At 51.4% G+C, this 24,589-nt stretch carries 15 protein-coding genes, 4 tRNA genes, 2 rRNA genes and 3 pseudogenes; 23 read left to right on the top strand and 1 reads right to left on the bottom strand.

Going from position 1 to position 24,589, the window contains the following annotated elements; all coding sequences use genetic code 11:
* The first annotated feature begins 89 nt into the window (after positions 1-89).
* From AC6I4B_RS22005 to AC6I4B_RS21980, 6 genes and pseudogenes are all read left to right on the top strand, one after another.
* Positions 90-2,970, top strand: a 23S ribosomal RNA gene (locus AC6I4B_RS22005).
* Between the two features lie 96 nt (positions 2,971-3,066).
* Positions 3,067-3,182, top strand: a 5S ribosomal RNA gene (rrf, locus tag AC6I4B_RS22000).
* A 234-nt stretch (positions 3,183-3,416) separates the two neighbouring features.
* Positions 3,417-4,443 (top strand): annotated as a pseudogene (gene murB / locus AC6I4B_RS21995) (UDP-N-acetylmuramate dehydrogenase).
* Positions 4,444-4,453: 10 nt separating this feature from the next.
* On the top strand, positions 4,454-5,065 hold the full coding sequence (locus AC6I4B_RS21990) for a biotin operon repressor (protein WP_497768184.1): 612 nt from the start codon (positions 4,454-4,456) through the stop codon (positions 5,063-5,065).
* A 69-nt stretch (positions 5,066-5,134) separates the two neighbouring features.
* Positions 5,135-5,266 carry a hypothetical protein gene (locus AC6I4B_RS21985; protein ID WP_497768183.1) on the top strand — a complete coding sequence of 44 codons (132 nt, stop codon included), beginning with the start codon at positions 5,135-5,137 and terminating at the stop codon, positions 5,264-5,266.
* Positions 5,257-5,394 carry a hypothetical protein gene (locus AC6I4B_RS21980; protein WP_497772289.1) on the top strand — a complete coding sequence of 46 codons (138 nt, stop codon included), beginning with the start codon at positions 5,257-5,259 and terminating at the stop codon, positions 5,392-5,394. Before AC6I4B_RS21985 ends, AC6I4B_RS21980 begins: the two co-directional genes overlap by 10 nt.
* A gap of 31 nt (positions 5,395-5,425) precedes the next feature.
* On the opposite strand, the pseudogene coaA reads toward AC6I4B_RS21980, so the two are convergent.
* Positions 5,426-6,343 (bottom strand): annotated as a pseudogene (gene coaA / locus AC6I4B_RS21975) (type I pantothenate kinase).
* A 34-nt stretch (positions 6,344-6,377) separates the two neighbouring features.
* Here coaA and AC6I4B_RS21970 point away from each other — a divergent pair.
* The 17 genes and pseudogenes from AC6I4B_RS21970 to AC6I4B_RS21890 all read left to right on the top strand — a co-directional run bounded on the left by AC6I4B_RS21970 (position 6,378) and on the right by AC6I4B_RS21890 (position 24,563).
* On the top strand, positions 6,378-6,587 hold the full coding sequence (locus AC6I4B_RS21970) for a hypothetical protein (RefSeq protein ID WP_497768181.1): 210 nt from the start codon (positions 6,378-6,380) through the stop codon (positions 6,585-6,587).
* 192 nt (positions 6,588-6,779) lie between these two features.
* A tRNA-Thr gene (locus AC6I4B_RS21965) sits at positions 6,780-6,855 on the top strand.
* Positions 6,856-6,858: 3 nt separating this feature from the next.
* Positions 6,859-6,942: transfer RNA gene (locus AC6I4B_RS21960), tRNA-Tyr, on the top strand.
* 119 nt (positions 6,943-7,061) lie between these two features.
* Positions 7,062-7,136 (top strand) — tRNA-Gly (locus tag AC6I4B_RS21955).
* Between the two features lie 5 nt (positions 7,137-7,141).
* Positions 7,142-7,216, top strand: a tRNA-Thr gene (locus AC6I4B_RS21950).
* A gap of 114 nt (positions 7,217-7,330) precedes the next feature.
* A pseudogene (gene tuf, locus AC6I4B_RS21945) lies at positions 7,331-8,509 on the top strand (elongation factor Tu).
* 229 nt (positions 8,510-8,738) lie between these two features.
* Positions 8,739-9,122 (top strand): preprotein translocase subunit SecE, encoded by a 384-nt coding sequence (gene secE / locus AC6I4B_RS21940; protein WP_166517301.1) that lies wholly within the window; start codon positions 8,739-8,741, stop codon positions 9,120-9,122.
* 1 nt (position 9,123) lies between these two features.
* Positions 9,124-9,669, top strand: a complete 546-nt coding sequence (nusG, locus tag AC6I4B_RS21935) for a transcription termination/antitermination protein NusG (protein ID WP_497768180.1) — start codon at positions 9,124-9,126, stop codon at positions 9,667-9,669.
* Positions 9,670-9,824: 155 nt separating this feature from the next.
* Positions 9,825-10,253 carry a 50S ribosomal protein L11 gene (gene rplK / locus AC6I4B_RS21930; RefSeq protein WP_015966392.1) on the top strand — a complete coding sequence of 143 codons (429 nt, stop codon included), beginning with the start codon at positions 9,825-9,827 and terminating at the stop codon, positions 10,251-10,253.
* 3 nt (positions 10,254-10,256) lie between these two features.
* Positions 10,257-10,961, top strand: coding sequence for a 50S ribosomal protein L1 (rplA, locus tag AC6I4B_RS21925; RefSeq protein ID WP_497768178.1), 705 nt, complete (start codon positions 10,257-10,259; stop codon positions 10,959-10,961).
* A gap of 294 nt (positions 10,962-11,255) precedes the next feature.
* Positions 11,256-11,753, top strand: a complete 498-nt coding sequence (gene rplJ / locus AC6I4B_RS21920) for a 50S ribosomal protein L10 (RefSeq protein WP_001207203.1) — start codon at positions 11,256-11,258, stop codon at positions 11,751-11,753.
* A gap of 66 nt (positions 11,754-11,819) precedes the next feature.
* Positions 11,820-12,185: a 50S ribosomal protein L7/L12 gene (gene rplL / locus AC6I4B_RS21915; RefSeq protein ID WP_000028882.1), complete on the top strand. Its 366-nt coding sequence runs from the start codon at positions 11,820-11,822 to the stop codon at positions 12,183-12,185.
* A gap of 318 nt (positions 12,186-12,503) precedes the next feature.
* A complete protein-coding gene (rpoB, locus tag AC6I4B_RS21910; RefSeq protein ID WP_497768172.1) occupies positions 12,504-16,532 on the top strand; it encodes a DNA-directed RNA polymerase subunit beta in 4,029 nt (1,342 codons plus the stop codon).
* A gap of 76 nt (positions 16,533-16,608) precedes the next feature.
* Positions 16,609-20,832 (top strand): DNA-directed RNA polymerase subunit beta', encoded by a 4,224-nt coding sequence (rpoC, locus tag AC6I4B_RS21905; RefSeq protein WP_497768171.1) that lies wholly within the window; start codon positions 16,609-16,611, stop codon positions 20,830-20,832.
* Positions 20,833-21,025: 193 nt separating this feature from the next.
* Positions 21,026-21,988: a sugar ABC transporter substrate-binding protein gene (locus AC6I4B_RS21900; RefSeq protein ID WP_497768170.1), complete on the top strand. Its 963-nt coding sequence runs from the start codon at positions 21,026-21,028 to the stop codon at positions 21,986-21,988.
* A 78-nt stretch (positions 21,989-22,066) separates the two neighbouring features.
* Complete coding sequence (locus AC6I4B_RS21895; protein WP_497768168.1) at positions 22,067-23,596, top strand: sugar ABC transporter ATP-binding protein; 1,530 nt, start codon at positions 22,067-22,069, stop codon at positions 23,594-23,596.
* Entirely contained in the window at positions 23,589-24,563 is a 975-nt protein-coding gene (locus AC6I4B_RS21890) for an ABC transporter permease (protein WP_497768167.1), read from the top strand. Before AC6I4B_RS21895 ends, AC6I4B_RS21890 begins: the two co-directional genes overlap by 8 nt.
* The last annotated feature ends 26 nt before the right edge of the window (positions 24,564-24,589 follow it).

Below are 24,589 nucleotides of genomic sequence, written 5' to 3'. Positions count from 1 at the left end.
TGTTCTCCGTAATAAGAACAGATAGCGGTGTGTTCGTCTCTCAAATTTTCGCAACACTGATGATGTTTACGAACATCTTCGGGTTGTGAGGTTAAGCGACTAAGCGTACACGGTGGATGCCCTGGCAGTCAGAGGCGATGAAGGACGTGCTAATCTGCGAAAAGCGTCGGTAAGGTGATATGAACCGTTATAGCCGGCGATGTCCGAATGGGAAACCCAGTGCAATTCGTTGCACTATCGTTAACTGAATACATAGGTTAACGAGGCGAACCGGGGAACTGAAACATCTGAAGTACCCCGAGGAAAAGAAATCAACCGAGATTCCCCAGTAGCGGCGAGCGAACGGGGAGCAGCCCAGAGTCTCAATCAGCTTGTGTGTTAGTGGAACGGTCTGGAAAAACCGATGTACAGGGTGATAGTCCTGTACACCAAAATGCACAGGTTGTGAACTCGAAGAGTAGGGCGGGACACGTGGTATCCTGTCTGAATATGGGGGACAATCCTCCAAGGCTAAATACTCCTGACTGACCGATAGTGAACCAGTACCGTGAGGGAAAGGCGAAAAGAACCCGGCGAGGGGAGTGAAACAGAACCTGAAACCGTGTACGTACAAGCAGTGGAGCCTCTTTATGGGGTGACTGCGTACCTTTTGTATAATGGGTCAGCGACTTATATTCTGTAGCAAGGTTAACCGAATAGGGGAGCCGAGGGAAACCGAGTCTTAACTGGGCGTTAAGTTGCAGGGTATAGACCGAAACCCGGTGATTCAGCCATGGGCAGGTTGAAGGTTGGGTAACACTAACTGGAGGACCGCAACCGACTAAATGTTGAAAAATTAGCGGATGACTTGTGGCTGGGGGTGAAAGGCCAATCAAACCGGAGATAGCTGGTTCTCCCAAAGCTATTTAGGTAGCGCCTCGTGAACTCATCTTCGGGGTAGAGCACTGTTTCGGCTAGGGGGTCATCCCGACTTACCAACCCGATGCAAACTACGAATACCGAAGAATGTTATCACGGGAGACACACGGCGGCTTACGTCCGTCGTGAAGAGGGAAACAACCCCGACCGCCAGCTGAGGTCCCAAAGTCACAGTTAAGTGGGAAACGATGTGGGAAGGCTCAGACAGCCAGGATGTTGGCTTAGAAGCAGCCATCATTTAAAGAAAGCGTAATAGCTCACTGGTCGAGTCGGCCTGCGCGGAAGATGTAACGGGGCTAAACTGTGCACCGAAGCTGCGGCAGCGACACTATGTGTTGTTGGGTAGGGGGCGTTCTGTAAGCCGTTGAAGGTGAACTGTGAGGTTTGCTGGAGGTATCAGAAGTGCGAATGCTGACATAAGTAACGATAATGCGGGTGAAAAACCCGCACGCCGGAAGACCAAGGGTTCCTGTCCAACGTTAATCGGCAAGGCGAGTCGACCCCTAAGGCGAGGCCGAAGGCGTAGTCGATGGGAAACAGGTTAATATTCCTGTACTTGGTGTTACTGCGAAGGGGGACGGAGAAGGCTATGTTAGCCGGGCGACGGTTGTCCGGTTTAAGCATGTAGGCGGAGGTTCCAGGTCAATCCGGAATCTTATTAACGCTGAGGTGTGATGACGAGGCACTACGGTGCTGAAGTAACAAATGCCCTGCTTCCAGGAAAAGCCTGTAGGTATCAGGTAACATCAAATCGTACCCCAAACCGACACAGGTGGTCAGGTAGAGAATACCAAGGCGCTTGAGAGAACTCGGGTGAAGGAACTAGGCAAAATGGTGCCGTAACTTCGGGGAAGGCACGCTGATGGTAGGTGAAGCGACTTGCTCGTGGAGCTGAACTCAGTCGAAGATACCAGCTGGCTGCAACTGTTTATTAAAAACACAGCACTGTGCAAACACGAAAGTGGACGTATACGGTGTGACGCCTGCCCGGTGCCGGAAGGTTAATTGATGGGGTTAGCGGCAACGCGAAGCTCTGTGATTGAAGCCCCGGTAAACGGCGGCCGTAACTATAACGGTCCTAAGGTAGCGAAATTCCTTGTCGGGTAAGTTCCGACCTGCACGAATGGCGTAATGATGGCCAGGCTGTCTCCACCGAGACTCAGTGAAATTGAACTCGCTGTGAAGATGCAGTGTACCCGCGGCAAGACGGAAGACCCCGTGAACCTTTACTATAGCTTGACACCGAACACTGGTCCTTGATGTGTAGGATAGGTGGGAGGCTTTGAAGCGTGGACGCCAGTCTGCGTGGAGCCAACCTTGAAATACCACCCTTTAATGGCTGGTGTTCTAACGTAGACCCGTAATCCGGGTTGCGGACAGTGTCTGGTGGGTAGTTTGACTGGGGCGGTCTCCTCCTAGAAGAGTAACGGAGGAGCACGAAGGTTAGCTAATCCTGTCGGACATCAGGAGGTTAGTGCAAAGGCATAAGCTAGCTTGACTGCGAGAGTGACGGCTCGAGCAGGTGCGAAAGCAGGTCTTAGTGATCGTGGTTCTGAATGGAAGGGCCATCGCTCAACGGATAAAGGTACTCCGGGATAACAGGCTGATACCGCCCAAGAGTTCATATCGACGGCGGTGTTTGGCACCTCGATGTCGGCTCATCACCATCCTGGGGCTGAAGTAGGTCCCAAGGGTATGGCTGTTCGCCATTTAAAGTGGTACGCGAGCTGGGTTTAGAACGTCGTGAGACAGTTCGGTCCCTGATCTGCCGTGGGCGCTGGAGAATTGAGGGGGCTGCTGAGTACGAGAGGACCGGAGTGGACGCATCACCGGTGTTCGGGTTGTCATGCCAATGGCATTGCCCGGTAGCTAAATGCGGAAGAGATAAGTGCTGAAAGCATCTAAGCACGAAACTTGCCCCGAGATGAGTTCTCCCTGACTCCTCGAGAGTCCTGAAGGAACGTTGAAGACTACGACGTTGATAGGTCGGGGTGTGTAAGTGTAGCGATACATTGAGCTAACCGATACTAATGAACCGTGAGGCTTAACCTTACAACGCCGAAGATGTTTTGGCGAAAGAGACATCGAAATTCAGCTTGATTACAGATTAAATTAACCAGCGAAAAGCGGGTTAATAAACAGAATTTGCCTGGCGGCAGTAGCGCGGTGGTCCCCACCTGACCCCATGCCGAACTCAGAAGTGAAACGCCGTAGCGCCGATGGTAGTGTGGGTTCCCCGATGCGAGAGTAGGGAACTGCCAGGCATCAATTAGTGAAGAAGCCCATCCTGACGGATGGGCTTTTTTGCGTGTGCGGAACGGGTCAGAAAGCGTGGCATCAGCGGTGACGGGCGGTGCGCAGCGTCGCCGGAAGGCGGCGTGAACGCCTTATCCGGCCTGCAATTACTCTATCCGACAGCCTTCTTTCCCTCAACATAACCGCAAGCCTTCCCTAGCAGATACGTAAACTATCGGCGATTTAGCATCAGGAAAGCAGCTATGACCCACTCCTTAAAAGCCTGGAATACCTTCGGCATTGACCATTGTGCAAAACACATCGTATGCGCTGAAAATGAACAACAATTACTGAGCGCCTGGCAGCAATCTACTCTGTGAAGGGCTGCCGGTTTTGATCTTAGGTGAAGGCAGCAATGTACTGTTCTGGAAGACTATCCGGCACCGTTATTCTGAACCGACTGAAAGGGATTACGGTTAGCGAAACGCCAGATGCCTGGCATTTACATGTTGGTGCAGGGGAGAACTGGCATCAATTGGTACGCTTTGCGCTGGATAACAACATGCCGGTCTGGAGAATCTTGCATTGATTCCCGGTTGTGCGGGTTCTTCTCCGATCCAAAATATCGGTGCCTATGGCGTCGAACTACAGCATGTTTGCGAATATGTTGACTGCATCGAACTGGCAACGGGTGAGCATCAGCGCCTTTCGGCCGCAGAATGCCAGTTTGGCTATCGCGATAGCATCTTTAAACATGCTTATCAGAATCGCTTCGTCATTGTTGCCGTTGGTTTCCGTCTGGCAAAAATATGGCAGCCGGTGCTGACTTATGGCGATCTCACCCGTCTTGACCCAGAAACGGTGACTCCGCGCGATGTATTTGACTCTGTATGTCATATGCGTATGACCAAATTACCGGATCCGAAAGTGAATGGTAACGCGGGTAGTTTCTTTAAAAACCCAGTAGTCAGCGCTGAATATGCAGAAACGCTATGATAGCGAGTTTCCCAAAAGCACCGCACTATCCACAGCCTGACGGTAGCGTCAACTGGCAGCCGGTTGGCTTATCGACCAATGCGAGTTGAAAGGTCACGTCGAAGGGGGGGCTACAGTTCATCAGCAACAAGCATTGGTATTGGTCAACGTCGAAAATGCACAAAGCAGTGATGTCGTGAAATTAGCCCATCATGTTCGTCAGCAGGTTGGCGAGAAATTTAACGTTTGGCTGGAGCTGAAGTGCGCTTTATCGGCAGTACAGGTGAAGTGAATGCGGTTGAGGTAATTAAATGAAAGACAACACGTGCCATTAACGCTTATTTCCCTGCTTGCTGATGGTGATTTTCATTCCGGCGAGCAGCTGGGTGAACAGTTAGGTATGAGTCGCGCGGCTATCAACAAGCATATCCAGACTCTGCGAGACTGGGGTGTTGATGTTTTGACCGTGCCGGGCAAAGGTTACAGCCTGCCCGAGCCGATTCATTTGCTGGAAGCTGAGCGTATTCGTCAGGCGGTGGGTTATGGCAACGTTGCCGTGTTGTCGGTTATCGATTCGACCAACCAGTATTTGCTCGACAAAATTGGCGAACTGCAATCTGGTGATGCGTGTGTCGCGGAGTACCAGCAGGCAGGACGTGGCCGTCGCGGACGTAAATGGTTTTCCCATTTGGCGCAAACCTGTATCTCTCCAGTATTGGCGCTTAGAACAAGGCCCGGCGGCGGCAATTGGCCTAAGCCTGGTTATCGGGATTGTGATGGCAGAAGTGTTGCAAAGCCTGGGGCTGATAAAGTCCGCGTGAAATGGCCTAACGATTGTATCTTAACGATTGCAAATTGGCGGGTATTCTGGTTGAGCTTACGGGTAAAACAGGGGATGCGGCGCAAATCGTTATTGGCGCAGGCATTAATCTGGTGATGCGTCGTGTTGAAAACGATGTGATTAATCAAGGTTGGATCAACCTGCAAGAAGCTGGATCATTATCAATTGAATATTCTGGCTGCGCGGTTAATTAACGAGCTGCATGATGCATTACATCTGTTTGAACAAGAGGGGTTAGCGCCTTATCTTTCTCGCTGGGATAAATTGGACAACTTTATTAACCGCCTATTAAGTTAATTATTGGGGATAAAGAAATCTTCGGTATTTCTCGTGGCATTGATGCTCAAGGGGCATTATTACTTGAGCAAGATGGAATCATCAAGCCTTGGGTTGGCGGTGAGATTTCATTGCGTAGCGCAGAATAAGAAAGGGAGCCTCGGCTCTTTTTTGTATCAATTATTTCCGCAGCCTAACCTGTTCAACAGAGTGATTCGCGCTTTTGGTCAGAATTAAGCTAGCGCGCTCGCGTGTTGGTAGAATATTTTCGTTTAGATTCAGTAGGTTAATCTCATTCCACAATGATGTTGCCACATTGATTGCTTCCTCTTTAGAAAGCTGTGCGTAGTGGAAATAAGAAGTCCGGATTGGTGAATGCCCCTTCACGGAATTTCAAGAAACGATTGATATACGGACTTTAATAACTCTTCTGGGGCATCAACATAAATTGAGAAATCAACAAAGTCGGATACGAATACATGATGCGGATCATGTGGATAATCCATGCCGCTTTGCAGAACATTTAGCCCTTCCAGAATTAATATATCTGGATGTGTCACTGTTTTATCGCCATCAGGAATAACATCATAAATAAGATGGGAATAAACAGGTGCAGTGACATCGGGAACACCTGATTTCAGATCAGAAACGAATTTCACCAGTCGATGCATATCATAAGACTGGGAAATCCTTTCTTCATCAATCCGCGCTCTTTTAACACCTCATTAGGGTGCAAAAGCCATCGGTTGTAATGAGCTCAACGCGGCGATGCTCGGCCAACGGCTGAGCAGCGCCTGTAGCACACGTGCGGTCGTACTTTTTACCTACAGCCACGCTACCGGCAATACTGATGATATAAGGAATACGCTGGCCGTTGTACCGAGGAATTGTTCCAGCACCGCCTGGCGACGGAGGTTAGAACTAATATAGAAGTTCAGTAAACGTGACAAAGGCAAATAGATCTCCGCCACTTCTTTCTAGCGATAAATCTTCGTTGATACCTTTTAAGCGTGTAATTTCCCCTTCAGTCAGGGTCATTGGCACGGAATCACGCAGCGCCGCCCACTGGCTACGATTGAACTGTAGATAAGGAGTCATTAACGTTTGCTCTTGTTTTCTCGATAAGCATGTTATGGCTATCGCGCTGATTGTGCACGACGCTTCACATTCAGTTAATCAGGACAATGGGCAGGAGGTTAACACCAGATGGAATATAAAAAGAAGAAAAAATCCAAATGAGTGGCGCTTTCGTGAGAAAACGCGGTTCTTTGTTATCGACTCTGCCCGCTGGAGTAAGAATGAAGTAACTAAAACGGAACTGAAGCCTGCTTATAGAGAGTGAAACACTCTCCGGCTACGAGGTAAAGAGGTGGAAGCAGGAAGTGAGGTAGATGAACACGCTATTTTTGCTCATTAAAATAGCATTATGCTGAATTTTTACGCGCAAGTGCACAAAACATGAGCGATAGAACATTTTCTGCAATTTTTTAGTTGCATGAAGGCGCAGGTCTCCATAGAATGCGCGCTACTTGATGCCGACTTAGCTCAGTAGGTAGAGCAACTGACTTGTAATCAGTAGGTCACCAGTTCGATTCCGGTAGTCGGCACCATCAGGTGGGGTTCCCGAGCGGCCAAAGGGAGCAGACTGTAAATCTGCCGTCACAGACTTCGAAGGTTCGAATCCTTCCCCACCACCACTTTCAGGCTAAGCATTGCGAAGCCAGAGCTGGTTGGTAATATAACTAAGCTCAAACAAAGAAAGAGAGAAATCTCTTTTTTTTGGCACAGAAAGAACTGGGTAGCCGAGTTTCAGGATGCGGGCATCGTATAATGGCTATTACCTCAGCCTTCCAAGCTGATGATGCGGGTTCGATTCCCGCTGCCCGCTCCAGACGTGCTGATATGGCTCAGTTGGTAGAGCGCACCCTTGGTAAGGGTGAGGTCCCAGTTCGACTCTGGGTATCAGCACCACTTCACTTATCCCTCCGTTTCTCTCGTTTAAATTAAAGCATTCAACAGTTCAGGCGTATCGTCTGGTTGATGTGGTGATATCACCGATTTATCCGTGTATTAGAGGGACTATCGATGTCTAAAGAAAAATTTGAACGTACCAAACCGCACGTCAACGTCGGTACTATCGGCCACGTTGACCATGGTAAAACTACCCTGACCGCTGCAATCACTACCGTACTGGCTAAACCCTACGGCGGTGCTGCTCGTGCATTCGACCAGATCGATAACGCACCAGAAGAAAAAGCTCGTGGTATCACCATCAACACTTCCCACGTTGAATATGACACCCCGACTCGCCACTACGCGCACGTAGACTGCCCAGGGCACGCCCACTATGTTAAAACATGATCACCGGTGCTGCGCAGATGGATGGCGCTATCCTGGTTGTTGCTGCGACTGATGGCCCTATGCCACAGACTCGCGAGCACATCCTGCTGGGTCGTCAGGTAGGCGTTCCGTACATCATCGTGTTCCTGAACAAATGTGACATGGTTGATGACGAAGAGCTGCTGGAACTGGTAGAAATGGAAGTTCGTGAACTTCTGTCTCAGTACGATTTCCCGGGCGACGACACTCCTATCGTTCGTGGTTCCGCGCTGAAAGCGCTGGAAGGCGAAGCTGAGTGGGAAGCAAAAATCATCGAACTGGCTGGCTTCCTGAATTCTTACATCCCAGAACCAGAACGTGCTATCGACAAGCCGTTCCTGCTGCCAATCGAAGACGTATTCTCCATCTCCGGTCGTGTACCGTTGTTACCGGTCGTGTAGAGCGCGGTATCATCAAAGTTGGCGAAGAAGTTGAAATCGTTGGTATCAAAGAGACTGCTAAGCTCACCTGTACTGGCGTTGAAATGTTCCGCAAACTGCTGGACGAAGGCCGTGCTGGTGAGAACGTAGGTGTTCTGCTGCGTGGTATCAAACGTGAGAAATCGAACGTGGTCAGGTACTGGCTAAGCCAGGCTTATCAAGCCGCACACCAAGTTCGAATCTGAAGTGTACATTCTGTCCAAAGACGAAGGCGGCCGTCATACTCCGTCTTCAAAGGCTACCGTCCACAGTTCTACTTCCGTACGACTACGTGACTGGTACCATCGAACTGCCAGAAGGCGTAGAGATGGTAATGCCGGGCGACAACATCAAAATGGTTGTTACCCTGATCCACCCAATCGCGATGGATGACGGTCTGCGTTTCGCAATCCGTGAAGGCGGCCGTACCGTTGGCGCGGGCGTTGTTGCTAAAGTAATGAGCTAATTGCTGATAACATTTGACGCAATGCGCAATAAAAGGGCATCATTTGATGCCCTTTTTGTACGCTTTCGATCCAGAACCTGGCTCATCAGTGATTTTCTCTGTCATAATCATTGCTGAGACAGGCTCTGAAGAGGGCGTTTAGTCCGAAACTCATCAGAGCCTTTCGGTTTGGATCGCCTCGCACCCGCGGGGTGAAAATGTTTGTAGAATACTTCTGACAGGTTGGTTTATGAGTGCGAATACCGAAGCTCAAGGGAGCGGGCGCGGCCTGGAAGCGATGAAGTGGGTTGTTGTAGCGGTGCTGCTGATTGCGGCTATCGTCGGCAACTATCTCTATCGTGACATGATGCTGCCACTGCGCGCGCTGGCCGTGGTAATTATTATTGCTGCAGCGGGTGGTGTCGCGCTGTTGACGACGAAAGGCAAAGCAACCGTTGCTTTTGCTCGTGAAGCGAGAACTGAAGTACGTAAGGTGATTTGGCCGACTCGCCAGGAAACGCTGCACACCACGCTGATCGTTGCTGCGGTCACTGCGGTAATGTCACTGATCCTGTGGGGACTGGATGGTATTCTGGTTCGCCTGGTATCCTTTATCACTGGCCTGAGGTTCTAAGATGTCTGAAGCCCCTAAAAAGCGCTGGTACGTCGTTCAGGCGTTTTCCGGTTTTGAAGGCCGCGTAGCAACATCGCTGCGTGAGCATATCAAATTACACAATATGGAAGAGTTATTTGGCGACGTGATGGTGCCGACCGAAGAAGTGGTCGAAATCCGTGGTGGCCAGCGTCGCAAGAGCGAACGCAAATTCTTCCCAGGCTACGTTTTGGTTCAGATGGTGATGAACGACGCCAGCTGGCACCTGGTACGTAGCGTTCCGCGCGTCATGGGCTTTATCGGCGGTACGTCTGACCGTCCTGCGCCAATCAGCGACAAAGAAGTTGATGCGATTATGAACCGCCTGCAGCAGGTGGGTGATAAGCCGCGTCCGAAAACGCTGTTTGAGCCGGGTGAAATGGTACGCGTTAGCGATGGTCCGTTCGCTGACTTCAACGGCGTAGTTGAAGAAGTCGATTACGAGAAGTCTCGCCTGAAAGTTTCCGTTTCTATCTTCGGCCGTGCGACCCCGGTAGAGCTGGACTTCAGTCAGGTTGAGAAAGCGTAAGGCTGCGATCAAAAAAGCATCGATTTAATCGTTGCATAGGGCGCGAAATTGACATACAATTTCGCGCCTTTTGTTTTTATGGGCACTGCCCGTAAAACGATATTTATCACGGGGAGCCTCGTTGAGGCGCTATTACCCAATCAGAGGAAATTGCAATGGCTAAGAAAGTCCAAGCCTACGTTAAGCTGCAGGTTGCAGCTGGTATGGCGAACCCAAGTCCACCGGTTGGTCCAGCACTGGGTCAGCAGGGTGTGAACATCATGGAATTCTGCAAAGCGTTCAACGCAAAAACTGATTCCATCGAAAAAGGTCTGCCAATTCCGGTTGTTATCACCGTTTACGCTGACCGTTCTTTCACCTTCATCACCAAGACTCCTCCAGCAGCCGTTCTGCTGAAGAAAGCTGCTGGTATTAAGTCTGGTTCCGGTAAGCCGAACAAAGAGAAAGTTGGTAAAATTTCTCGCGCTCAGCTGCAGGAAATCGCGCAGACTAAAGCCGCGGACATGACTGGTGCTGACATTGAAGCGATGACTCGCTCAATCGAAGGTACTGCACGTTCCATGGGCCTGGTAGTGGAGGATTAAGAAATGGCTAAACTGACCAAGCGTATGCGCGTGATCCGTGAGAAAGTTGATGCAACTAAACAGTACGACATCAACGAAGCCATTGCTCTGCTGAAAGAGCTGGCCACTGCTAAATTCAACGAAAGCGTTGACGTTGCTGTTAACCTCGGCATCGACGCTCGTAAATCTGACCAGAACGTACGTGGTGCAACTGTACTGCCACACGGTACTGGCCGTTCCGTTCGCGTTGCCGTATTTGCCCAAGGCCCTAACGCTGAAGCAGCTAAAGCTGCTGGCGCTGAGCTGGTAGGTATGGAAGATCTGGCTGACCAGATCAAGAAAGGCGAAATGAACTTCGACGTTGTTATCGCATCCCCAGATGCAATGCGCGTTGTTGGCCAGCTGGGTCAGGTTCTGGGCCCACGCGGCCTGATGCCAAACCCGAAAGTTGGTACTGTAACTCCTAACGTTGCTGAAGCGGTTAAGAACGCTAAAGCAGGTCAGGTTCGTTATCGTAACGACAAAAACGGCATCATCCACACCACCATCGGTAAAGTGGACTTTGACGCTGACAAACTGAAAGAAAACCTGGAATCTCTGCTGGTTGCGCTGAAAAAAGCAAAACCAACTCAGGCGAAAGGCGTGTACATCAAGAAAGTTAGCATCTCCACCACCATGGGTGCAGGTGTTGCAGTTGATCAGGCTGGCCTGAGCGCTGTTGCAAACTAATGCCTTTACGTGGGCGGTGATTTTGTCTACAATCTTACCCCCACGTTTGCTAACAAAAGTTAGCGGCTAAAAGATTTGTTCGTTGGAGCCTGGCCTATCCAGGCCTCCGTCGAAGACCGCAGGTGTTTCGCAAGAAACTTAATCCCCTGCGTAGACGGTGACAGAACGCTAAGATTATTTTTTAAAGTACTCTTCGGCTTGTTTCTGCTCACCGTATTAAGACGCTCTTTCCGTTTGGAAGAGTGAAGTGAGTTCCAGAGCATAAGCTCTGGCAAACATCCAGGAGCAAAGCTAATGGCTTTAAATCTTCAAGACAAACAAGCGATTGTTGCTGAAGTCAGCGAAGTAGCCAAAGGTGCGCTGTCTGCAGTAGTTGCGGATTCCCGTGGCGTAACTGTAGATAAAATGACTGAACTGCGTAAAGCAGGTCGTGAAGCTGGCGTATACATGCGTGTTGTTCGTAACACCCTGCTGCGCCGCGTCGTTGAAGGTACTCAGTTCGAGTGCCTGAAAGACACGTTTGTTGGTCCGACCCTGATTGCATACTCTATGGAACACCCGGGCGCTGCTGCTCGTCTGTTCAAAGAGTTCGCGAAAGCGAATGCAAAATTTGAGGTCAAAGCCGCTGCCTTTGAAGGTGAGCTGATCCCGGCGTCGCAAATCGACCGCCTGGCAACTCTGCCGACCTACGAAGAAGCAATTGCACGCCTGATGGCAACCATGAAAGAAGCTTCGGCTGGCAAACTGGTTCGTACTCTGGCTGCTGTACGCGATGCGAAAGAAGCTGCTTAATCGCAGTTATCTTTGTAAAGCACTCGCTTACGTATAAACTTATTCTGATATTCAGGAACAATTTAAATGTCTATCACTAAAGATCAAATCATTGAAGCAGTATCCGCTATGTCCGTAATGGACGTTGTAGAACTGATCTCTGCAATGGAAGAAAAATTCGGTGTTTCCGCTGCTGCTGCTGTAGCTGTAGCTGCTGGCCCGGCTGAAGCTGCTGAAGAAAAAACTGAATTCGACGTAATTCTGAAAGCTGCTGGCGCTAACAAAGTTGCTGTAATCAAAGCAGTACGTGGCGCAACTGGCCTGGGTCTGAAAGAAGCTAAAGACCTGGTAGAATCTGCTCCAGCCGCTCTGAAAGAAGGCGTGAGCAAAGATGACGCTGAAGCACTGAAAAAATCTCTGGAAGAAGCTGGCGCTGAAGTTGAAGTTAAATAAGCCAACTTTTCTAGTTGAAGCCTGAGAAATCAGGCCGATGGCTGGTGACTTTTTAGTCACCAGCCATTTTGCGCTGTAAGGCGCCAGTAGCATTTCACACTGTTTGACTACTGGTTGTCCTAACAATGCTTGTTTCTATCGACGACTTAATATATTGCGACAGGGTGCTCGCTCTGTGTAAATCGCAATGAAATGGTTTAAGCGTGATAGCAACAGGTATTGCGGAAAGTGTTCCATTTTCCGGTCAACAAAATGGTGTTGCACAAACTGTCTGCCAATGGACAGATGCGTCGACTTGTCAGCGAGCTGAGGAACCCTATGGTTTACTCCTATACCGAGAAAAAACGTATTCGTAAGGATTTTGGTAAACGTCCGCAAGTACTGGATGTACCTTATCTCCTTTCTATCCAGCTTGACTCGTTCCAGAAGTTTATCGAGCAAGATCCTGAAGGACAGTATGGTCTGGAAGCTGCTTTCCGTTCCGTATTCCCGATTAAAAGCTACAGCGGTAATTCCGAGCTGCAATACGTCAGCTACCGTCTGGGCGAACCGGTGTTTGACGTTCAGGAATGTCAGATCCGTGGCGTGACCTATTCTGCACCGCTGCGCGTAAAACTGCGTCTGGTGATCTACGAGCGCGAAGCGCCGGAAGGCACCGTTAAAGACATTAAAGAACAAGAAGTCTACATGGGCGAAATTCCGCTCATGACCGACAACGGTACCTTTGTTATCAACGGTACTGAGCGTGTTATCGTTTCTCAGCTGCACCGTAGCCCAGGCGTCTTCTTTGACTCCGATAAAGGCAAAACCCACTCTTCGGGTAAAGTGCTGTATAACGCGCGCATCATTCCTTACCGTGGTTCCTGGCTGGACTTCGAATTCGATCCGAAGGACAACCTGTTCGTACGTATTGACCGTCGCCGTAAACTGCCTGCGACCATCATTCTGCGTGCCCTGAACTACACCACTGAGCAGATCCTTGACCTGTTCTTTGAGAAAGTTGTTTTCGAAATTCGTGACAACAAGCTTCAGATGGAGCTGATCCCGGAACGTCTGCGTGGCGAAACGGCATCTTTCGACATCGAAGCTAACGGCAAAGTGTACGTTGAAAAAGGCCGCCGTATTACTGCGCGCCACATTCGCCAACTGGAAAAAGACGATATCAAACATATCGAAGTTCCGGTTGAGTACATCGCTGGCAAAGTCGCGTCTAAAGACTACGTTGACGAGTCCACTGGTGAGCTGATCTGCCCAGCTAACATGGAGCTGAGCCTGGATCTGCTGGCTAAGCTGAGCCAGTCTGGCCACAAGCGTATCGAAACGCTGTTCACCAACGATCTGGATCACGGCGCATATATTTCTGAAACTATACGCGTTGACCCAACGACCGATCGTCTGAGCGCACTGGTAGAAATTTACCGCATGATGCGCCCTGGTGAGCCACCGACTCGTGAAGCAGCTGAAAGCCTGTTCGAGAACCTGTTCTTCTCCGAAGACCGCTATGACTTGTCTGCGGTTGGTCGTATGAAGTTCAACCGTTCTCTGCTGCGCGACGAAATCGAAGGTTCCGGTATCCTGAGCAAAGACGACATCATCGAAGTGATGAAGAAGCTCATCGATATCCGTAACGGTAAAGGCGAAGTCGATGATATCGACCACCTCGGCAACCGTCGTATCCGTTCCGTAGGCGAAATGGCGGAAAACCAATTCCGCGTTGGCTTGGTACGTGTTGAGCGTGCGGTGAAAGAGCGACTGTCTCTGGGCGATCTGGATACCCTGATGCCTCAGGATATGATCAACGCCAAACCGATTTCCGCAGCAGTGAAAGAGTTCTTCGGTTCCAGCCAGCTGTCTCAGTTTATGGACCAGAACAACCCGCTGTCTGAGATTACGCACAAACGTCGTATCTCTGCACTCGGCCCAGGCGGTCTGACTCGTGAACGCGCAGGCTTCGAAGTTCGAGACGTACACCCGACTCACTACGGTCGCGTATGTCCAATCGAAACGCCTGAAGGTCCGAACATCGGTCTGATCAACTCCCTGTCCGTGTACGCACAGACTAACGAATACGGCTTCCTTGAGACTCCGTATCGTAAAGTGACTGACGGTGTTGTAACCGACGAAATTCATTACCTGTCTGCTATCGAAGAAGGCAACTACGTTATCGCTCAGGCGAACTCCAACCTGGATGACGAAGGACACTTTGTAGAAGACCTGGTAACTTGCCGTAGCAAAGGCGAATCCAGCTTGTTCAGCCGTGACCAGGTTGACTACATGGACGTATCCACCCAACAGGTGGTATCCGTCGGTGCGTCCCTGATCCCGTTCCTGGAACACGATGACGCCAACCGTGCATTGATGGGTGCGAACATGCAACGTCAGGCCGTTCCAACTCTGCGCGCTGATAAGCCGCTGGTTGGTACCGGTATGGAACGTGCTGTTGCCGTTGACTCCGGTGTAACTGCGGTGGCTAAACGTGGCGGTACTGTTCAGTACGTGGATGCTTCCCGTATCGTTATCAAAGTTAACGAAGACGAGATGTACCCGGGCGAAGCAGGTATCGACATTTATAACCTGACCAAATACACCCGTTCTAACCAGAACACCTGTATCAACCAGATGCCATGCGTATCTCTGGGTGAGCCGGTCGATCGTGGTGATGTCCTGGCAGATGGTCCGTCTACCGACCTCGGTGAACTGGCTCTGGGTCAGAACATGCGCGTGGCATTCATGCCATGGAATGGTTACAACTTCGAAGACTCCATCCTCGTATCTGAGCGTGTTGTCCAGGAAGACCGTTTCACTACCATCCACATTCAGGAACTGGCATGTGTGTCCCGTGACACCAAGCTGGGGCCAGAAGAGATCACCGCTGACATCCCTAACGTGGGTGAAGCTGCGCTCTCCAAACTGGATGAGTCCGGTATCGTTTATATCGGCGCAGAAGTGACCGGTGGCGACATTCTGGTTGGTAAGGTAACGCCGAAAGGTGAAACCCAGCTGACGCCAGAAGAGAAACTGCTGCGTGCTATCTTCGGTGAGAAAGCGTCTGACGTTAAAGACTCTTCTCTGCGTGTGCCGAACAGCGTGTCTGGTACGGTTATCGACGTTCAGGTCTTTACTCGCGATGGCGTAGAAAAAGACAAACGTGCGCTGGAAATCGAAGAAATGCAGCTGAAGCAGGCCAAAAAAGACCTGTCTGAAGAACTGCAAATCCTCGAAGCTGGTCTGTTCAGCCGTATCTACGCTGTGCTGGTTGCCGGTGGCGTTGAAGCTGAGAAGCTCGACAAACTGCCTCGCGATCGCTGGCTGGAACTCGGTCTGACCGACGAAGAGAAACAAAATCAGCTGGAACAACTGGCTGAGCAGTACGACGAACTGAAACACGAGTTCGAGAAAAAACTCGAAGCGAAACGCCGCAAAATCACTCAAGGCGACGATCTGGCACCGGGTGTGCTGAAGATTGTTAAGGTATACCTGGCCGTTAAACGCCGTATCCAGCCTGGTGACAAAATGGCAGGTCGTCACGGTAACAAGGGTGTAATTTCTAAGATCAACCCGATCGAAGATATGCCGCACGATGCTAACGGTACGCCGGTAGATATCGTACTGAACCCGCTGGGCGTACCGTCTCGTATGAACATCGGTCAGATTCTGGAAACCCACCTGGGTATGGCTGCGAAAGGTATCGGCGATAAGATCAACGCCATGCTGAAACAGCAGCAAGAAGTCGCGAAACTGCGCGAATTCATCCAGCGTGCCTACGATCTGGGCGCAGACGTTCGTCAGAAAGTTGACCTGAATACCTTCAGTGATGAAGAAGTTCTGCGTCTGGCTGAGAACCTGCGTAAAGGTATGCCGATCGCAACGCCGGTATTCGACGGTGCGAAAGAGTCCGAGATTAAAGAACTGCTGCAACTGGGTGGTCTGCCGTCTTCCGGTCAGATTACGCTGTTCGATGGTCGTACCGGTGAACAGTTTGAGCGTCAGGTAACCGTAGGTTACATGTACATGCTGAAACTGAACCACCTGGTCGATGACAAGATGCACGCGCGTTCTACCGGTTCTTACAGCCTGGTTACTCAGCAGCCGCTGGGTGGTAAGGCGCAGTTCGGTGGCCAGCGCTTCGGGGAGATGGAAGTGTGGGCGCTGGAAGCTTATGGCGCGGCATACACCCTGCAAGAAATGCTCACCGTTAAGTCTGATGACGTGAATGGCCGTACTAAGATGTATAAAAACATCGTAGACGGTAACCATCAGATGGAACCGGGCATGCCGGAATCCTTCAACGTACTGTTGAAAGAAATCCGCTCGCTGGGCATCAACATCGAACTGGAAGACGAGTAATTCTCGCTCAAACAGGTCACTGCTGCCGGGGTAATACCCGGCAGTGGAATGTGCTAACTCCGACGGGAGCAAATCCGTGAAAGACTTATTAAAGTTTCTGAAAGCGCAAACTAAAACCGAAGAGTTTGATGCGATCAAAATTGCTCTGGCCTCGCCAGACATGATCCGTTCATGGTCTTTCGGTGAAGTTAAAAAGCCGGAAACCATTAACTACCGTACGTTCAAACCAGAGCGTGACGGCCTTTTCTGCGCCCGTATCTTTGGGCCGGTAAAAGACTACGAGTGCCTGTGCGGTAAGTACAAGCGCCTGAAACACCGCGGTGTTATCTGTGAGAAGTGCGGCGTTGAAGTGACCCAGACTAAAGTACGCCGTGAGCGTATGGGCCACATCGAACTGGCTTGTCCGACTGCGCACATCTGGTTCCTGAAATCGCTGCCGTCCCGTATCGGTCTGCTGCTCGATATGCCACTGCGTGATATCGAACGCGTACTGTACTTCGAATCTTATGTCGTTATCGAAGGCGGTATGACTAACCTGGAACGCCAACAGATCCTGACTGAAGAGCAGTATCTGGATGCGCTGGAAGAGTTCGGTGACGAATTCGACGCGAAGATGGGTGCGGAAGCTATCCAGGCCCTGCTGAAGAGCATGGATCTGGAGCAAGAGTGTGAAACTCTGCGCGAAGAGCTGAACGAAACCAACTCCGAAACCAAGCGTAAAAAGCTGACCAAGCGTATCAAACTGCTGGAAGCGTTTGTTCAGTCTGGTAACAAACCAGAGTGGATGATCCTGACGGTTCTGCCGGTTCTGCCGCCAGATCTGCGTCCGCTGGTTCCACTGGATGGTGGTCGTTTCGCGACTTCTGACTTGAACGATCTGTATCGTCGCGTCATTAACCGTAACAACCGTCTGAAACGCCTGCTGGACTTGGCTGCGCCAGATATCATCGTACGCAACGAAAAACGTATGCTTCAGGAAGCGGTTGACGCCCTGCTGGATAACGGTCGTCGCGGTCGTGCTATCACCGGTTCTAACAAACGTCCTCTGAAATCTTTGGCCGATATGATCAAAGGTAAACAGGGTCGTTTCCGTCAGAACCTGCTCGGTAAGCGTGTTGACTACTCCGGTCGTTCTGTAATCACCGTAGGTCCATACCTGCGTCTGCATCAGTGCGGTCTGCCGAAGAAAATGGCACTGGAGCTGTTCAAACCGTTCATCTACGGCAAACTGGAACTGCGTGGCCTGGCCACCACCATTAAAGCCGCGAAGAAAATGGTTGAGCGCGAAGAAGCTGTCGTTTGGGATATCCTGGACGAAGTTATCCGCGAACACCCGGTTATGCTGAACCGTGCACCAACACTGCACCGTTTGGGTATCCAGGCATTTGAACCGGTACTGATCGAAGGTAAAGCTATCCAGCTGCACCCGCTGGTTTGTGCGGCATATAACGCCGACTTCGATGGTGACCAGATGGCTGTTCACGTACCGCTGACGCTGGAAGCCCAGCTCGAAGCGCGTGCGCTGATGATGTCTACCAACAACATCCTGTCACCTGCGAACGGCGAGCCAATCATCGTTCCTTCTCAGGACGTTGTATTGGGTCTGTATTACATGACCCGTGACTGTGTTAACGCCAAAGGCGAAGGCATGGTGCTGACTGGCCCTAAAGAAGCTGAGCGTATTTATCGCGCAGGTCTGGCCTCTCTGCATGCGCGTGTAAAAGTGCGTATCACCGAGTATGAAAAAGATGAAAATGGCGAATTCGTTGCGCACACCAGCCTGAAAGACACGACCGTTGGTCGTGCGATTCTGTGGATGATCGTACCGAAAGGTCTGCCTTTCTCCATCGTCAACCAGGCACTGGGTAAGAAAGCAATCTCTAAGATGCTGAACACCTGTTACCGTATTCTGGGTCTGAAACCTACCGTTATTTTCGCGGACCAGACGATGTACACCGGCTTTGCTTATGCAGCGCGTTCAGGTGCATCCGTTGGTATCGATGACATGGTCATCCCGGAGAAAAAATACGAAATCATCTCTGAGGCGGAAGCCGAAGTTGCTGAGATTCAGGAACAGTTCCAGTCCGGTCTGGTTACCGCGGGCGAACGCTATAACAAAGTTATCGATATCTGGGCTGCGGCGAACGATCGTGTATCCAAAGCGATGATGGATAACCTGCAAACTGAAACCGTGATTAACCGTGACGGCGTCGAAGAGCAGCAGGTTTCCTTCAACAGCATCTACATGATGGCCGACTCCGGTGCGCGTGGTTCTGCGGCACAGATTCGTCAGCTTGCTGGTATGCGTGGTCTGATGGCGAAGCCAGATGGCTCCATCATCGAAACGCCAATCACCGCGAACTTCCGTGAAGGTCTGAACGTACTCCAGTACTTCATCTCTACTCACGGTGCTCGTAAAGGTCTGGCGGATACCGCACTGAAAACGGCGAACTCCGGTTATCTGACTCGTCGTCTGGTTGACGTCGCACAGGACCTGGTTGTTACCGAAGACGACTGTGGCACGCTGGAAGGCATCACCATGACCCCGGTAATCGAGGGTGGTGACGTTAAAGAGCCACTGCGCGATCGCGTACTGGGTCGTGTAACCGCAGAAGACGTTCTGAAGCCGGGTACGGCGGACATTCTGGTTCCACGCAACACGCTGCTGAACGAACAGTGGTGTGACCTGCTGGAAGAGAACTCCGTTGACTCCGTCAAAGTCCGTTCCGTTGTATCCTGTGACACCGACTTTGGTGTATGTGCGCACTGCTACGGTCGTGACCTGGCGCGTGGCCACATCATCAACAAAGGTGAGGCTATCGGCGTTATCGCGGCACAGTCCATCGGTGAGCCGGGTACACAGCTGACGATGCGTACGTTCCACATCGGTGGTGCGGCATCTCGTGCGGCTGCTGAATCCAGCATCCAGGTGAAAAACAAAGGTAGCATCAAGCTCAGCAACGCGAAATCGGTTGTGAACTCCAGCGGTAAACTGGTTATCACTTCTCGTAACACCGAGCTGAAACTGATCGACGAATTCGGTCGTACCAAAGAAAGCTATAAAGTGCCTTACGGCTCCGTTATGGCGAAAGGTGATGGCGAACAGGTTGCTGGCGGCGAAACCGTTGCAAACTGGGATCCGCACACCATGCCGGTTATCACCGAAGTAAGTGGCTTCGTCCGCTTCACTGACATGATTGACGGCCAGACCATTACTCGTCAGACCGACGAGCTGACCGGTCTGTCTTCTCTGGTGGTTCTGGATTCTGCTGAACGTACTGCGGGTGGTAAAGACCTGCGTCCAGCACTGAAAATTGTTGATGCTCAAGGCAACGACGTTCTGATCCCAGGCACCGATATGCCTGCTCAGTACTTCCTGCCGGGTAAAGCGATTGTTCAGCTGGAAGATGGCGTACAGATCAGTTCTGGTGACACCCTGGCGCGTGTTCCTCAGGAATCCGGCGGTACCAAGGATATTACCGGTGGTCTGCCACGCGTTGCGGATCTGTTCGAAGCACGTCGTCCGAAAGAGCCGGCAATCCTGGCAGAAATCAGCGGCATCATTTCCTTCGGTAAAGAAACCAAAGGGAAACGTCGTCTGGTTATCACTCCAGTAGACGGTAGCGAGCCGTACGAAGAGATGATTCCGAAATGGCGTCAGCTCAACGTGTTCGAAGGTGAACGTGTAGAACGTGGTGACGTAGTTTCCGATGGTCCAGAAGCGCCGCACGACATTCTGCGTCTGCGTGGTGTTCATGCTGTGACTCGTTACATCGTTAACGAAGTTCAGGACGTATACCGTCTGCAAGGCGTTAAGATTAACGATAAACACATCGAAGTTATCGTTCGTCAGATGCTGCGTAAAGCGACCATCGAGAATGCAGGTAGCTCCGACTTCCTGGAAGGCGAACAGGTTGAATACTCTCGCGTCAAGATCGCTAACCGCGAACTGGAAGCGAACGGCAAAGTGGGTGCAACCTTCTCCCGCGATCTGCTGGGTATCACCAAAGCGTCTCTGGCAACCGAGTCCTTCATCTCTGCGGCATCGTTCCAGGAGACAACTCGTGTCCTGACCGAAGCAGCCGTTGCGGGTAAACGCGACGAACTGCGCGGCCTGAAAGAGAACGTTATCGTGGGTCGTCTGATCCCTGCCGGTACCGGTTATGCGTACCATCAGGACCGCATCCGTCGCCGTGCAGCGGGTGACGTTTCTGTTGCGCCGCAGGTTAGCGCTGAAGAAGCGACCGCGAGCCTGGCAGAACTGCTGAACGCAGGTCTGGGTGGTTCCGATAACGACTAATCGTTCACGCTAGTGCGATAAGTTGAAAAGGCCAGTCTTTATGACTGGCCTTTTTTTATTCCTTTCTTGCAGTTTCTCTCTTGCCTGATGCTGTGCGGAAATAATGTGCAGTGCCTCACTCTGACCTCAAATTTGCTTGACTATACTGCATCCAGTATTGCGTCGTACCCTACCCTAAAAAATGGATAATATTATGAATAGAAAAGCATTTTCTTATTTCATCGGTGCCGCTGCTGCCATGGCGCTTTCGGCGGCTATCGTGACACCTGTTACTGCCGCAGAGAGCCAACCGCATAAACCTAAAGTCGCGCTGGTTATGAAATCACTAGCGAATGAGTTTTTCCTGACCATGGAAAACGGCGCGAAAGAGTATCAAAAGCAAAATGCTGACAAATTCGATCTGATCTCGAACGGGATTAAGAATGAAACTGATACGTCGAGCCAAATCCAAATCGTTGAGCAGATGATTGTCTCAAAAACCGACGCCATTATTATCGCGCCGTCAGATTCCAAAGCGCTGGTTCCGGTGGTGAAAAAAGCCATTGATGCCGGGATCCTGGTTATCAATATTGACAATAAATTCGATGACGCGGTGCTGAAAGATAAAGGTCTGAACGTGCCGTTCGTTGGGCCAAATAACCGTAAAGGGGCGAAAGACATCGGCGACTATTTGGCGAAACATCTAAAAGCCGGTGATGAAGTTGGCATTATCGAAGGTATTCCAACCTCGACTAACTCCCAGCAGCGTACGCAGGGCTTCCAGGATGCGATGGCGCAAGGCGGCATGAAAGTGGTTTCTGTGCAGTCCGGCCAATGGGAAATGAACAACGCCAACACCATTGCGGCAGCCATGCTGAGCGAATACCCCAATATCAAAGCGCTGTTGGCTGATAACGACAACATGGCGCTGGGGGCGGTTTCCGCCATTCGTGCCGCTGGCAAGCGTGGGCAGGTTCAGGTTGTCGGCTATGACAACATCGAAGCGATTAAACCAATGCTCCAGGATGGTCGCGTACTGGCAACCGCCGATCAGTTTGCTTCTCAGCAAGCCGTATTCGGTATTAACACCGCGCTGGATGCCCTAAAAGCCGGGAAAAAACAGAGCGAGCTGTCCGGGAGCGTGGAAACGCCGGTCAAACTGATTGTGAAACAGTAACGTGTATCTGACTTCCGGGGCCGCGTGAGCGGCTCCGGTTTTTCATAGGGAATCGACCGTGCAGGTAACGTGCGCAAAATGGCTGATTATCATGAGATCCTGTCAATGTCCGGCATTGGCAAAACGTACAATGAACCGGTACTGAGCAATATCAACCTCACCTTATATTCCGGCAAAGTGCTGGCGCTAACAGGGGAAAATGGCGCGGGAAAAAGCACACTGTCTAAAATTATCGGCGGCCTGACTGCGCCGACAACCGGCACGATGACCTACCTGGGGCAGCCTTATACGCCCGCTAGCCGTAAAGAAGCGGAAAAGCTCGGTATCCGTATGGTGATGCAGGAGCTGAACTTATTGCCGACGCTCACCGTGGCGGAAAACCTGTTTATCGACCAGTTGCCGAACTGGGGAGGCTGGATTAACCGCAAACGTCTGCGAGAGATGGCCTATCCGGTGATGTCGATGGTCGGGCTACAGACGCTCGACCCCGATATGCTGGTGGGGGAGCTGGGTATTGGTCATCAACAGATGATTGAAATTGCCCGCAACCTGATTGGCGACAGCCGGGTGTTAATTCTTGATGAGCCGACGGCTATGCTAACCAGCCGTGAGGTGGCGCTGCTGTTTGAGCAGATTCAGCAGTTTAAACAGCGCGGTGTCTCGCTGATTTATATCTCCCATCGTCTTGATGAGTTGGCACAAGTGGCTGACGACATCATGGTGCTGCGCGACGGCAACATGGTGTGTACCGACGACATTAAACGTTATAGCAGTGACCAACTGGTGTCACTGATGGTTGGGCGCGACCTCGATAGCCACTTTGATGTCAGCGCCCGTCGGCAGGGAAACCCTATCCTGAAAGTTGAGAACTTTACCCGTGGCAGCGTGCTACAGGATATCTCGCTGACGCTGCATCGGGGAGAAGTGCTGGGCGTTAGCGGCCTGGTCGGGGCGGGGCGCACTGAGTTGATGCGCGCCATCTTCGGCGCAGATCGTATCGATAGCGGGCAGTTATGGGTTGGCGATCCGCTGGAGCGGGTAACTATTCGCTCACCGTCGGAGGCTATTGCGCATCGCATTGCGCTGGTGACGGAAGATCGCAAAGGCGAGGGGCTGCTGTTACCGCATTCGGTGGCGGCGAATACCTCGCTTGGTAATAGCGATAAAGTCAGCCGTTTGTCATGGCTTAATTCACTCCAGGAGCATCGGCTGGCGCAGAAGTATATTACCCGATTAGGTATTCGTACCTCAGGCAGCGGCCTTTCAGTGGATAACCTCTCTGGCGGCAACCAGCAAAAAGTGTTGATTAGCCGCTGGCTGGAGCGGAACTGCGACGTCATTCTTTTCGATGAACCGACACGCGGCATTGACGTGGGCGCCAAACGGGACATTTATCTACTGCTTAACGAACTGACGCAGAGTGGCAAGGGGCTGATTGTTGTCTCAAGCGATCTCCGCGAATTAATGCTTATTTGCGACCGCATTGCGGTGCTGTCTGCGGGCAAGCTGGTGGAGACTTTCACCCGCGATGCCTGGTCGCAGGACGCCATTCTGGCCGCCGCCTTTTCTGGCTATCAGCACGCCACAGGGAGTTTACATCATGAGTAACATCTCACAGTCTGCCAAAACGTCCACGGCTTCGTGGCGCGGATTGAGCAGTTACCTGGGATTAATTGGCGCGCTGCTGGCGATGATTATCCTGTTTTCGTTTCTCAGCGATCACTTTCTAAGCCTGAATACCTTTAGCACCATTGCGAACCAGATCCCTGACCTGATGGTGATGTCGGTCGGCATGACTTTTGTGCTGATTATCGCCGGGATTGACCTTTCGGTTGGTTCGGTGCTGGCGCTGTCGGCGGCGGTTGTTAGCGTCACCTATTTAAATCTGCACTGGTCACCGTGGCTGGCGGCGCTATCCGGTATCGTGGTTGCCATGCTGGTGGGGGCGCTTACTGGGCTTATCTCGGTCATCTGGCGCATTCCAACGTTTATTGTCTCGCTGGGTATGTTAGAGATGGCGCGCGGCAGCGCGTACCAGTTAACGGATTCCCGCACGGCCTATATTGGTTCCAGCTTCGATTTTCTCGCAGACCCGATAATGCTGGGTATTTCACCGTCGTTTGTGATTGCCGTATTGGTGATTGTGATAGGCCAACTGGTGCTGACGAGGACGATTTTTGGCCGCCATTTAATTGGTATCGGTACTAATGAAGAAGCGGTGCGGTTGTCGGGTATTAATCCTGCGCCGTATAAAGTGGTGGTCTTTGCGCTGATGGGGGCGCTTGCCGGATTGGCCTCGCTGTTCCAGGTGGCGCGTCTTGAAGCGGCTGACCCTAATGGCGGGGTCGGGATGGAACTTCAGGTGATTGCAGCGGTAGTGATTGGCGGCACGAGCCTGATGGGCGGGCGTGGTTCTGTGGTCTGTACGTTTCTGGGGGCGCTGATTATTTCCGTGTTGGCGGCGGGGCTTGCGCAAATTGGTGCGAGTGAACCCACAAAACGTGTCATTACCGGTGCAGTGATTGTGGTCGCGGTGGTGTTAGATACTTACCGTAGCCATCGGCGAAAAGCGTAACTAACGCAAAGAGCACCCATTTGGGT

The sequence above is a fragment of the Kluyvera fluvialis genome (genome assembly GCF_059725275.1).
This window is presented reverse-complemented; position numbering and strand designations above follow the sequence as displayed.